The organism is Paenibacillus sp. FSL L8-0644 (assembly GCF_038008165.1).
GTDB lineage: Bacteria > Bacillota > Bacilli > Paenibacillales > Paenibacillaceae > Paenibacillus > Paenibacillus polymyxa_D.
This window is the reverse complement of sequence record NZ_JBBOYN010000001.1, coordinates 2,193,712-2,206,470: the sequence shown is the minus strand read 5'-3', so window position 1 is coordinate 2,206,470 and position 12,759 is coordinate 2,193,712. Positions and strand designations below refer to the sequence as shown.

The 12,759-nt window shown below is 46.1% G+C and carries 13 protein-coding genes; all 13 read right to left on the bottom strand.

Annotated elements, in window-relative coordinates; genetic code table 11:
• Positions 1 to 131: 131 nt before the first annotated feature.
• Positions 132 to 992 (bottom strand): ribosome biogenesis GTPase YlqF, encoded by an 861-nt coding sequence (gene ylqF / locus NSS94_RS10120; RefSeq protein WP_029514994.1) that lies wholly within the window; start codon positions 990 to 992, stop codon positions 132 to 134.
• 86 nt (positions 993 to 1,078) lie between these two features.
• Positions 1,079 to 1,705 carry a signal peptidase I gene (gene lepB, locus NSS94_RS10115; protein WP_025721709.1) on the bottom strand — a complete coding sequence of 209 codons (627 nt, stop codon included), beginning with the start codon at positions 1,703 to 1,705 and terminating at the stop codon, positions 1,079 to 1,081.
• A 101-nt stretch (positions 1,706 to 1,806) separates the two neighbouring features.
• The gene (rplS, locus tag NSS94_RS10110) at positions 1,807 to 2,151 is read right to left on the bottom strand and encodes a 50S ribosomal protein L19 (protein WP_010346403.1); all 345 of its coding nucleotides are present in this window, start codon (positions 2,149 to 2,151) and stop codon (positions 1,807 to 1,809) included.
• 223 nt (positions 2,152 to 2,374) lie between these two features.
• Positions 2,375 to 3,193, bottom strand: coding sequence for a tRNA (guanosine(37)-N1)-methyltransferase TrmD (gene trmD, locus NSS94_RS10105; protein ID WP_341039244.1), 819 nt, complete (start codon positions 3,191 to 3,193; stop codon positions 2,375 to 2,377).
• Positions 3,193 to 3,708 (bottom strand): ribosome maturation factor RimM, encoded by a 516-nt coding sequence (gene rimM, locus NSS94_RS10100; RefSeq protein ID WP_013309864.1) that lies wholly within the window; start codon positions 3,706 to 3,708, stop codon positions 3,193 to 3,195. The genes trmD and rimM overlap by 1 nt, the downstream gene beginning before the upstream one ends.
• Positions 3,709 to 3,806: 98 nt before the next feature.
• Positions 3,807 to 4,037 (bottom strand): KH domain-containing protein, encoded by a 231-nt coding sequence (locus NSS94_RS10095; RefSeq protein WP_013309863.1) that lies wholly within the window; start codon positions 4,035 to 4,037, stop codon positions 3,807 to 3,809.
• Positions 4,038 to 4,060: 23 nt separating this feature from the next.
• Entirely contained in the window at positions 4,061 to 4,333 is a 273-nt protein-coding gene (rpsP, locus tag NSS94_RS10090) for a 30S ribosomal protein S16 (RefSeq protein ID WP_013309862.1), read from the bottom strand.
• 66 nt (positions 4,334 to 4,399) lie between these two features.
• Positions 4,400 to 5,776, bottom strand: a complete 1,377-nt coding sequence (gene ffh, locus NSS94_RS10085; RefSeq protein ID WP_341039243.1) for a signal recognition particle protein — start codon at positions 5,774 to 5,776, stop codon at positions 4,400 to 4,402.
• Positions 5,777 to 5,827: 51 nt separating this feature from the next.
• Positions 5,828 to 6,196: a putative DNA-binding protein gene (locus NSS94_RS10080; RefSeq protein WP_029514999.1), complete on the bottom strand. Its 369-nt coding sequence runs from the start codon at positions 6,194 to 6,196 to the stop codon at positions 5,828 to 5,830.
• 166 nt (positions 6,197 to 6,362) lie between these two features.
• Positions 6,363 to 7,013 (bottom strand): PAQR family membrane homeostasis protein TrhA, encoded by a 651-nt coding sequence (trhA, locus tag NSS94_RS10075; protein ID WP_025721713.1) that lies wholly within the window; start codon positions 7,011 to 7,013, stop codon positions 6,363 to 6,365.
• 165 nt (positions 7,014 to 7,178) lie between these two features.
• Positions 7,179 to 8,195 carry a signal recognition particle-docking protein FtsY gene (ftsY, locus tag NSS94_RS10070; protein ID WP_025721714.1) on the bottom strand — a complete coding sequence of 339 codons (1,017 nt, stop codon included), beginning with the start codon at positions 8,193 to 8,195 and terminating at the stop codon, positions 7,179 to 7,181.
• Between the two features lie 38 nt (positions 8,196 to 8,233).
• Positions 8,234 to 11,803 (bottom strand): chromosome segregation protein SMC, encoded by a 3,570-nt coding sequence (gene smc, locus NSS94_RS10065; protein ID WP_341039242.1) that lies wholly within the window; start codon positions 11,801 to 11,803, stop codon positions 8,234 to 8,236.
• A gap of 254 nt (positions 11,804 to 12,057) precedes the next feature.
• A complete protein-coding gene (gene rnc, locus NSS94_RS10060; RefSeq protein ID WP_029515003.1) occupies positions 12,058 to 12,756 on the bottom strand; it encodes a ribonuclease III in 699 nt (232 codons plus the stop codon).
• Positions 12,757 to 12,759 lie beyond the last annotated feature (3 nt).

Here is a 12,759-nt window from a genome sequence, read left to right as displayed (position 1 = left end):
GACCTTCACCGTCCAAAACCCTTTTCTAACTGCCTTCAAATACCAAAAAAAACCTTCCTCCTCTCCGGAGAGATGGGGAAGGTTCTTCCTTGCCACAAAATGCTGTGTTCTGTATCGGTGTACCTGTAGAATCAGTAAGGAGCTTCCAGACTGAACCGTCCCAGCTTCCCTGCACGCAGCTCACGCAAAATGATTTTTGACGCCTTTTCGAGATCCACACGTCCGCCACTAACAATACAGCCGCGTTTACGTCCGATCGCTTCCATGACGTTGACAATTTCATCAGGATTTTCTGTATCTTCAGGACGTTTGGTGAGCTCAAAGCGCTCTGCCATTACATCCCAATAGTACTGGACCAAATATTTAGTCGCAAAAAAAGCAATATCCTCGACATTCAGAATTTCTTCCTTGATCGCACCTGTAACAGCCAGACGATAGCCTACATTCTGATCCTCGAATTTAGGCCATAGAATACCTGGTGTATCCAGCAATTCAATTTCACCGATCTTGATCCACTGCTGTGCCTTCGTTACCCCTGGACGGTCACCCGTAGCTGCAATATTACGTCCCGCCATTCGGTTGATCAATGTCGATTTACCGACATTCGGAATACCAACAATCAACCCACGCATAGGACGCGGGTTCATTCCCTTCCGAATCTGCCGATCTATCTTTTCCTTAAGCAACAGCTTAGCCTGAATCGGGATTTCTTTTAGCCCCGTTCCAGTTGTGGCATCTACTGGTAAGGCCACATGCCCCTGCTCCTTAAAGTAGGCAATCCATTGCTGTGATACTACGGGGTCCGCCAAATCTGCTTTATTCAATATAATCATTCGCGGCTTGCCTTGCAAAATATCATCAATCATTGGATTTCGGCTGGAGAGCGGCAATCGAGCATCAATCAGCTCAATAACCAAATCAATCAGCTTTAATTTTGCTTCAATTTGGCGGCGCGCTCTGGTCATGTGACCAGGAAACCATTGAATCGTCACCGTCATCACCCCATTGTGCGTAACTCCAACTTTTACCCTTAGGCTCTTAGTTAGGATTACGGCAGCTATGCTGCTTAATAGTTATTCTAGTGGTTAATCCACTGCATATCTTTCGCCGGCCAGAAAATAACGTCAGCCCGACCCACGACTTCTTTCAAATCAATATATCCGATCATCCGACTGTCTGTACTATTGGAACGGTTATCTCCCATTACAAAAATATGCCCAGCCGGAACTTTTCCATCCTTAAACTTCTCATTTGGAAAATTTGTAAACTTGTTGTAAAGCTCGCCATTTTGATGCGCTTCTTCCAAAGGAGCTTTCAGGTAAGATTCCTGAATCGGCTTGCCATTTACTGTAATTGTGTCACCTTCTACCTTGACCGTATCTCCTTCAACGGCAATGACGCGTTTGATAAAGTCTCTTCCTTCCTCCGGCACATGAAACACGATCACTTCGCCTGGTTTAGGGGCACGGAAATCATACAAAATCTCATTCACAATGACGCGTTCTCCGGTATGAAAGTTAGGCTGCATCGACGGGCCATCCACAATAAACGGCTTAAAGAGAAGCCAGCGGATTAAAAAGACAAGCACTAACGCAATAATGATGGCCTTGAGCCACTCAAAAATCTCATTTTTTGGTTTACGCTTGGGCGTACCATCCTGATCAGTTGGCTGCTGTACAGCTCCTTGTCCTACTTCTTGCTCCATAGCTCACTGTCCTCTCTTTACGGTCAATAATCCACAGTTCCCTATGTACGTAGAAAAAACGAAAGGAGCTTGTAACCAAGCCCCTTTCGTTATTCGTTGTATTAACGACGAATTTCTTTAATTCTCGCTGCTTTACCGCGCAGTTCACGAAGATAATAAAGCTTCGCACGACGCACTTTACCACGGCGAGCCACGTCGATTTTATCGATTTTCGGGGAATGAAGCGGGAAAGTTCTTTCCACACCTACACCGTAAGAAATTTTACGAACTGTAAAAGTCTCACTGATTCCACCACCACGGCGTTTAATTACAACACCTTCAAACAACTGGATACGCTCACGAGTTCCCTCAATAACTTTCACGTGCACTTTCAAAGTGTCACCAGGACGAAAGTTAGGCAAATCTTTACGCAGTTGTTCTTCAGTGATCGCTTGGACGATATTCATCTATGACTCCCTCCTTCCGTACAGGTGTTCATGCTTCTTCTGGAAACACAACCGTTTCCTTCATCATCCACAGAGGACCACCGTATTACACACAACAGATGTATTGTATCATGGAGGATACCGCATTGCAACAACAAAAAGGGATTTGACCAAACATTATTTAATTGACTTTATTATAGAACAGGTCCTGCCTGCTTTCAAATCCACTCATGTTTAAAGCGTTTTAATGCTTGTCTTCCAAAAATTCAGCTTTGCGTTGCTCCTCAATCCACACACGCTCCTTGCCTGTCAGTTCAGCTTGTTCCAATAGATCCGGTCGGCGTTCCATCGTGCGACGTAACGCCTCTTGTCGTCTCCAAGAATCAATATTGACGTGATGCCCTGACAGGAGTACATCGGGTACTTTCCAGCCCCGAAACTCCGCAGGCCGGGTATAATGGGGGTATTCCAGCAGCCCCGTACTAAACGAGTCCGTTACCGCACTCGTTTCGTTCCCCAGAACTCCTGGAAGCAACCGTGTCACACTGTCAATGACGGTCATGGCTGGAAGCTCACCACCAGTCAATACATAATCTCCGATAGAAAGCTCATCCGTCACCAAATGCTCTCGAATACGCTCATCATAACCCTCGTAATGCCCACATATAAAAATAAGATGGTCCTCTTTGGCCAGCTCTTCCGCTTTCTTTTGCGTAAAAGTCTTGCCTTGTGGACACATCAAAATGATACGCGGAGATTTTATGTCTGTGTTACGTTCTACCCCTTCAAGTTGGTTAACTTCAGCGGCAGTCTCTAATGTTGGTTGCTCTGATTTATCCAACAGCGCTTCCACAGCAGCAAAAATAGGGTCAGGCTTCAAAACCATGCCGCCCCCACCGCCATAGGGCGTATCATCCACTTGTCCGTGTTTGTTGCCGGCATACTGACGAAAATTAACCGCTTGCAGTGATACAATTCCCTTATCCCTTGCTTTTCCCAGAATGCTTGCATTAAATACTCCATCAAACATCTCTGGAAACAGGGTCAGCACATCCACCCGCATTACAGCAGACCTTCCATTAACCGTACCGTAACCCGTTTTTCACGCACGTTTACATCCAAAATAACATCCTCTATATACGGCAATAGCAGTTCCTTGCCTTTAGGCATTTTGACTACCCATACGTCATTGGCTCCCGGAGTCAAAATTTCCTTGACCACGCCGAGCTCATTTCCGTCCTCGGTCACCACTTCCATGCCGACTACTTCATGAAAATAGAATTCATTTTCTTCCAATTCGCCTAACCGCTCAGCAGATACCTTCAACAATGTACCTTTATATTTTTCAACTTCATTAATATTGTGATATTCCTTAAATTTAGCGACAACCATATTTTTTTGAAAACGCGCTGTTTCAACAGTTACGGGGATCGGTGCTTTACCTTCAGCCGGAACAATCAAAAGCTCACTGCCTTTTGCAAAGCGATCCTCTGGAAAATCTGTCGTCGTTAATATTTTTAGCTCCCCACGGATTCCATGGGTATTCACAATTTTTCCGACATTAAACAATTGTTGCATCGTGTTCCTCCTGCTTGTAATCGGTCCCGCTCCATATACATCTTCATCATGTACGAAAAAGGGTTAGGACATACATCCTAACCCACTTTCGTATATCTTTAAGATATGATGTCTACGGTAACCCGTTTATCCATCTTAACGGCTGCTGATGCAACCACAGTGCGAAGCGCCTTGGCGATACGACCCTGCTTACCAATGATCTTGCCTACATCCTCAGGATGTACACTAAGCTCATATACAACAAGCCGATCCTTCTCCAAGGTCTTCACGGTTACATCTTCCGGATGATCGACTAAAGCCTTAGCAATGATTATCACTAATTCTTCCATGGTTGACCCTCCGTATCAGCACCTTATTTCTGTAGTTTAGACTCATGAAACTTTTTCATTACGCCCGCTTTGCTAAGCAAGTTACGGACTGTGTCGGATGCTTGTGCACCATCTTGCAACCATTTCAGCGCTTTATCTTCATCAATTTTTACAACCGCTGGTACTGTGATTGGGTTGTAGTAACCGATTTCTTCGATAAAACGACCGTCACGCGGGGAACGAGAATCAGATACCACGACGCGATAGAAAGGAGCTTTATGTGCACCCATACGTTTCAGACGAATACGAACTGCCACGAAAATTCACCTCCTTCAAAAAGTAGACTGTATATTGTTATCCATAATTCCAAGGGCCTATTGGCCTTAGCGGAAAGGAAACTTCATACCTTTACCCATACTCTTTAACTGCTTCATAGCCTTGTTTTTGCCACCCTTAGGTCCCATCATATCTGAGAACTGCTTCATCATGCGACGCATTTCGTCAAATTGCTTTATCAGACGATTTACCTCAGCCAGTGATGTTCCACTGCCTACAGAAATACGTTTGCGACGGCTATGATTAATCATGTCTGGGTTTTGCTTCTCCTGTGTGGTCATAGAATGAACGATAGCCTCAATTCGGCCCATCTGTTTGTCATCCACTTTGATATCTTTCATTTGCTTCATATTGCCCATACCGGGAATCATATCAAGAATCTGGTCGATTGGGCCAAGCTTCTTAACTTGATCCATTTGCTCCAGAAAATCTTCGAAAGTAAACTCGGCATTACGCATTTTCCGTTCCATTTCCTTCGCCTTATCGGCGTCGATATTGGACTGCGCTTTTTCAATCAGGGACAACATGTCACCCATACCTAAAATCCGTGAAGCCATCCGTTCAGGATGAAACGGCTCCACCGCATCCAGCTTTTCACCCAATGTAGCAAACTTGATCGGACATCCCGTTACAGCTTTAACCGATAAAGCTGCGCCACCACGAGTGTCGCCATCCAGCTTCGTCAGTACAACTCCCGTTAACTCTAGGCTAGTATTAAAGTGCTCCGCAACGTTAACCGCGTCCTGCCCCGTCATGCTATCTACAACCAGTAGAACTTCATCCGGGTTGACGTTGGTATGAATCTGGCGCAACTCTTCCATGAGTTCTTCATCAACATGAAGACGACCGGCAGTATCTATAATAACGTAGTCATTTCCATTATCCTTAGCATGCTGCAAACCCTGTTTTGCGATTTCCACTGGGCTTGTCTGATCTCCCAGAGTAAATACAGGAGTATTAATCTGCTCCCCAAGAACCTGAAGCTGCTTGATCGCGGCTGGTCTATAAATATCACCAGCTACAAGCAATGGGCGATGATTTTGCTTTTGCAGCAATTTCGCCAGTTTACCAGATGTCGTCGTTTTACCTGCGCCCTGGAGACCCACCATCATAATGACCGTAGGCGGTTTGTTTGCTTTGGCAAGCTTGGCCTGACTGCCACCCATCAATTCGGTCAGTTCCTTGTTCACGATGTCGATGATGACCATGCCTGGCGTAAAGCTGTCCATCACTTCCTTACCAACGGATTTCTCCTTTACCTTGGCAATAAAGTCCTTTACAACCTTGAAGTTAACGTCCGCCTCAAGCAAAGCTAATCGTACTTCGCGCATCGCCTGAGCTACATCATCCTCAGACACTTTTCCTTTACCGCGCAGTTTACTGAATACATTTTGCAAGCGAGTCGATAATCCTTCAAATGCCATACTTTCGCACCTCCTTGTCTACCAGGGTTGTTTGTTCTTAATCTATATGTCCTACAGTTCCTGCAGGCGATTTACAATTTGATGGACATGTTGCAGAGTGCCTTCATCGGACTCACTGATTTTACCGAATGCCTCATACAACGTCTTATTTAATTCATCGAGATCTTGGATTCTGCGCTCATACTTACTTAGCAAACCAAGCTTTTCCTCGTACATTTCCAATACCTGTTCAGCACGTTTAATATGTTCATATACTGCCTGACGGCTAATTTGAAATTCCGATGCAATTTCCCCTAAAGAAAAATCATCATGGAAGTAATATTTTAAAAACATCTGTTGCTTCTCTGTAAGCAGAGGTTCATAGAAGTCAAACAGTCGGTTAATCCGGTTTGTCTTTTCCAGCCGATTCTCCTGACTCATCTTGTATACCTCCATCGTCAAGGAAAAACACTTTACAGTTCTTTTCAACGTTCCTTATGATACCTAAAAGAAAAGAAGATGTCAAGCGTTATCCCTTGTCATACAAAAAAAAGCCGATCCACTGTCCTTAAACGGAAGTACGGATCGACTTTTTACCCATTGTTACTTAAACCCTTACCGGAGTAAGATACAGCAGAACAGCCAGAAAATGAAGTATGCTGCCTGCCAGAACAAACAGATGCCAGATCGCATGGTGATATGGAAATGCCCGCCACACATAGAAAATCGTGCCCAACGTATACATAAGGCCACCTACGAACAATAACGTCATCCCTCCGGCGGGAACAGTCGCAACCAGAGGATTCCAGGCAATGGTGATGAGCCAGCCCATCACAATGTAAAACACGGTAGACATAAACAGGAAGCGCTTGGTGAAGAACGCCTTGAACAACACACCGAACAGTGCAATCCCCCAAATCACTCCAAACAGTGTCCATCCCAGAGTACCTCGCAGTGCAACGAGCATAAACGGGGTGTAGCTACCTGCAATAAACAGGTAAATGCAAGAATGATCGAATATTTCGAACAAATCCTTCATTTTTCCTTCACGCAGGCTATGAAGCAACGTTGAATTGGTGTACAACAACAGCATCGTAATCCCGTAAATCGTAAAGCTGACGACATGCCAAGTGGTTCCTTTCATGCTAGCAAAAACAATAAGCAACACAAGCGCTGCCACGCTTAAAACGGCTCCAATTCCATGTGTAATGGCGTTGGCTACTTCTTCCCGTCGGGAGTAGGTATAGGTGTTTGCCATCGGTTTTTCACCCGGCTTCCTGATTTATATTTTACATACAAGATACATTACATATACGACATCGACAGACCTCTTGCTTTCATTATACATCTGGGCAAACTTGAACAGCAACAGGATGGCTACTTAGTTATCCCAAACGTAGCATGAAAGCCCACTTTAAACGTATCAGTTCTGTTCTTCCTCGCCTGTAGCAGTTGCTTCGACCGTCTCTTCCTGAATCAACCCCGCGAACAACGCATGAACGAATTGCTCGGAATCAAACGGTTGAAGATCATTCACTTTTTCACCTAAGCCCACCAGCTTAACAGGCAAATTCAGCTCCTGACGGATGGCCACAACAATCCCGCCCTTCGCTGTACCATCCAACTTCGTTAGTACCAGCCCGGTTACACCGCTTTTCTCACCAAACAGCTTGGCTTGGTTAAGTGCATTTTGTCCAGTCGTCGCATCAAGTACCAACAACACTTCATGAGGAGCATCTGGAATTTCGCGTTGAATCACACGGAAAATTTTGTTCAGTTCCTCCATCAGATTGCTTTTATTCTGAAGACGTCCTGCGGTATCACACAACAAAACATCCACTTGTCGCTGCTTGGCAGCCTGTACGGCATCAAACATAACTGCAGCCGGATCGGAACCGGATTGCTGCTTAATAACCTCTACACCTGCCCGCTCGCCCCATACCTCCAACTGTTCGATCGCACCCGCCCGGAACGTATCTCCGGCAGCCAATAATACTTTTTTTCCCTCTTGTTTAAAACGATGAGCTAACTTGCCAATGGTTGTCGTTTTGCCGACGCCATTGACTCCCACGAATAGAATGACTGTAATTCCGTCAGGACTCATTTTGAGCTGACTGTTGTCATTCCCCCGCAGCAACTCGGACAGCTTTTCCGACAATACAGGCTGTAATTCGGATGCATCCTCAATTTTGCGCTTTTTCACTTCTTCTCGCAGGTCTTCAATGAGGTTCATAACCGTGTTGACGCCTACGTCCGCTCCGATCAGAATTTCTTCCAGTTCCTCATAAAATTCCTCATCAATCTTTTTACGGCGAATCATCAAGTCCGTTACTTTTTCAACAAAACCTTTACGCGTTTTTTCCAAACCATCTTTGAACTGTTTTGTGACCGATTCAGTTTTGTTTGCAATGCTTTCCTTCAATTTCCTAAAGAAACTCATGGATTCCCTCCGTTGGTCTGAAAGTATGTTGTTTAATGTCAGGCAATCTCAGCTTCATCGTTGTCCAGCTTGACAGATACGAGTTTGGAAACCCCGCCTTCCTCCATCGTAACCCCGTACAGCACATCAGATTCTTCCATTGTGCCCTTGCGGTGTGTGACTACAATGAACTGTGTCTGCTCCGAGAATTCTCGTAAATACTGGGCAAAACGCACCACGTTTGCTTCGTCCAATGCAGCCTCTACTTCATCGAGTACACAGAATGGAACAGGTTTAACGTGTAAAATGGCAAATAGTAACGCCATCGCTGTTAACGCACGCTCACCGCCCGACAGTAGCTGCAAGTTTTGCAGTTTTTTGCCCGGTGGCTGAGCTACGATGTCAATTCCCGTCTCCAATAAGCGTTCCGGGTCAAGTAACACGAGATCAGCACGTCCGCCTCCGAACAGCTTGGAGAATACCGTTCCAAATTCGCGCCGAATAGCATCGAACGTAGTCTTAAAGCGTTTGGACATTTCTTCATCCATTTCACGAATAACCTGATAAAGTGTTGTCTTGGCCTCCACCAAATCAGACTTTTGCTCATCAAGAAACGTATAACGCTCATGCACACGCTGGTATTCATCAATGGCGCCCAGGTTCACCTCACCCAACGCGGAAATACCACGTTTGAGCCTTTCCACCTCGCTCTGCGTACCTTCAATATCTTCCGGTATAGGGTAACGCTGCTTGGCTAACTCATAGCTGAGTTCATAATCATCACTTAATTTTTTCAGAACGTTTTCCAGCTCCACATCAAGTCGATTTACTCCAATTTCCGTTTGACGAAGCAACTCCTCCACTGACTTGAGCTGAATTCGCTGTTCTTTTGTATCGTTTTCAGCCACTTCAAGCTTTTTGGACAAGCTGCTGCGTGCAGCCCGCTTGAATTCCAGTTGCTGTGCGGCTTCTTCCTTTTTCAAACGGTATTGATTGAGATTTTCAATCTGTTTCACGGTCTCCTGCTCATTGGTCAGCAAATCTGCTTCAATGGAAGCTAGTAAGGTCTTGTTTTGTCTCGAATCCTTACCAAGAGTATCATAATCCCCACGCAATCTGCGCAACTGCTCTTCCAATGAAAAGCGTTCCTGGTCCAGCTTTCCTTCTCTTACTTTGAGATTCGTGAGCTCTCCCTGCAACTGCTCTTTGGCAGATTCGTTGGCTTTACGGGCGAATTCAGCAGCGTGAATGGCCTGATGCGTTTTCTTTTCTTCTTCCTCCAGCGCAGCTAACTTTACCAACGCTTCTTCCCGGGAAGTTTCCAGCTCCTTGATTTCCTGATCAAAGCCCTTTTTCTCCTGACCAGACGCAGCGACCTGTTCCAGAACATGACGAAGTTCATGCTCCAGTTGCTTAAGTTCCATTGCCATCTGTTGCTCTTCACCGCGCTTCACATCGCCGCCCTGACGCAGCTCGTCCAGACGGGTCTGTGTCTCCTCCAACTGGCGTTTGGTATCTATTGCACTCTGACGCAACCTTGCAATTTGCTGCTCTGTATCTATAATGTCTTGATCCAACTGATCCAGCTGGCGTTTGCGTCCAAGCAGATTAGCACTTTTCTTGAACTGGCTTCCCCCAGTCATGGAACCCCCTGCATTGACAACATCGCCTTCCAAAGTGACAACGCGGTATCTATATTGGCAACGGGCAGCAATACGGTTTGCATCTTCCAATGTACGGGCAATGACCACATTCCCCAACAAACTGCCTACAATTCCAGCATATCGATCATCGTACTGAACAAGATCAGCACCGATCCCGACAAAGCCCTCAGCTCCTTCTGCAATTTGGCGTTCCCCTGCGCCGATTTGACGCGGGCGGATAACATCCATAGGCAAAAATGTCGCTCTGCCCAGTTGACGTTGCTTTAGAAAACTGATTGCCTGTCTGGATACGGATTCATTTTCCATCACGATATGCTGAACTGATGCACCCAAAGCAGTTTCCATTGCCTGCTCTAAATGCTCAGGCACCCGAATCAGCTCTGCTACCGCTCCATGCACACCGTGCAAGGTTTCTTTTCGTGCAGCCTTCAATACCTCTTTAACTCCAAGCATGAAGCCGTCAAAGTCATCCTGCATTTCCTTCATTGTATCTCGCCGTGAAATTTGAGCCTCACGTTTTTGTTCCCATTTACGAACTGTACCCTGGTTTTCTTCCAAAAGTTTTTGCAGGGCCTGGTACTTTTCACTTCCCTGAATATAGCCACTACGCAAACTACTGATTTCCTGCCCCAGCTTCTGAACCGCAGCTTCCAATCCCTTTTTGCGCTGTTCAAGTTGTACTTTCTGGGCTTCCCATTTGCCGGATTCGTCACTTACACGAGTCACACGCCGTTCCAATGCTTCCTTCTGTTGGTCTGTATAACGGATTTCGTTACGCGCCTGCGCCATCTGATTCATCAGCTCCAGCAGACCACCCTTTAGGCTTTCTTCCTGCTCCTGGCTGATTCCGCCTGTAACTCCAATCAGTTTGGCCTCTTCGTCAGACAGCCGTGCACGCAACTCGTCAAGCTCTACATTCAGTGCAGACAGCTTTTCGTTCAGCTGATCCAGTTCACTCTTGCGCTCGGAATGCCGTGATTCGCTTGTGCTAAGTGATAAGATCAGCTGTTCCCGATTAGCCGCCAGATTGCGTGTGCGCTCTTTGAGCAATTCGCCGTAGCCTTCACTTTTCTCCGTCGCTTCACTGTATTGCAGCAGATCCCTTTGCAACTGTTCTACCTGCTCTTCCAGCTGGCGTAATTCGTTGCGGTCGCTTTCCAGCATCGCATCATGGCGGGAGACCACCGTAGACAACTGAAGTTGCTCCTGCTGCAGCAAAGCTAATTTGGAAGTCGCATCGCTCCATGAAGTATGAATTTGTTCAATTTGATGGACGTACATAGAGATTTCTTTTGATTTCAATTCACCGCGTAGCTCTTTAAAATGAATCGCCTTTTCAGACTGCTCCTTAAGCGGTCCAATCTGATCTTCCAGTTCACTAACTAAATCGTGAATACGCAGCAAATTTTGCTCCGTCTCATCCAGCTTGCGAACCGCATCTTTTTTACGGGATTTATATTTTACGATACCCGAGGCTTCCTCAAAAATACCTCGACGATCCTCAGATCGAGTACTTAGGATTTCTTCAATGCGTCCCTGCCCAATAATGGAATAAGCTTCTTTACCAATCCCTGTATCCATAAACAGCTCTGTAATATCTCGGAGTCTGCATGATTGCCGATTAATGAAATATTCACTATCCCCACTTCGATGTACACGTCGCGTTACCGTAACTTCACCAAAATCCAGAGGCAACGCCTGATCTTCATTATCCAACGTAAGCGATACTTCACCGTAATTAACAGCCTTACGAGCATCACTACCTGCAAAAATAATGTCCTCCATTTTGCCGCCACGCAGTGATTTGGCACTCTGTTCGCCCAGCACCCAACGAATCCCGTCGGAAATATTACTTTTTCCGCTTCCGTTGGGTCCGACGACTGCCGTAATGCCGCGGACAAATTCCATTTCCGTTTTATCTGCAAACGATTTGAAGCCCGCCAGCTCAATGCGCTTTAAAAACATGCTCAATCTCACCTCTAACATTTCAAATATGCTTGTACAACACCGTTTACCTGATTGATATGAATTATCCCTATTGTAGCATAAACTAGCTTGTTTAAAGCACAGTACCAACACTCACATTACACCAGCAAGCCACGAAAAAAGAGCAAAACGCAGTCCATTCGCCATTACGGGCCGGGACTCCCCGCGGACTGCCCTTTGCTCTTACTTTGTGCCCCTGCTTGCGTAACCCGTCCGGGCTGCTCAGGTACCGATTACGATTCTGCCAGCTTCAAACGGTTTAAAGCTACTGCCGCCGCTTGCTGCTCTGCTTCTTTTTTGGAGCGCCCCGTACCTGCCCCTAGCCGTTCGCTGTCCATATATACCTCGGCTACAAACTCGCGCTCATGGGCTGGTCCGCGCTCCTCTACAATCTTGTATTCAAGCATCCCCATGTTATGATGCTGTGTCAGTTCCTGAAGCTCTGTTTTGAAATCACTCATCTGAAGTTTACCATTTAATACAATTTGAGGAAAAATATAATGTTCCAGAAACGAACGGACGGCCTCCAGACCCTGATCCAAATAAAGCGCACCTACGAACGCTTCGAATACATCAGCCAACAGAGCCGGACGAGTACGTCCACCTGTCAACTCTTCACCTTTTCCAAGCAGCACATATTGCCCGAACTCAAGCCCGACAGCAAACTTCACCAGAGAAGGCTCACAGACAATAGCTGCACGCAGCTTGGTGAGTTCGCCTTCGGGTCGGTTAGGGTACTGATTGTACAATTGCTCGGACACCGTCAATTCCAGAACAGCGTCACCTAAAAATTCAAGACGCTCATTGTCTGCATGCTGACTGAACCGATGTTCGTTTACGTAGGAAGCGTGCGTAAAGGCCTGCTTCAGAAGCTGCCGATTGTTGAATTGAATATGAAGTTTCTGCTGTAATTGCTTCAAGTCTCCACTCAACGA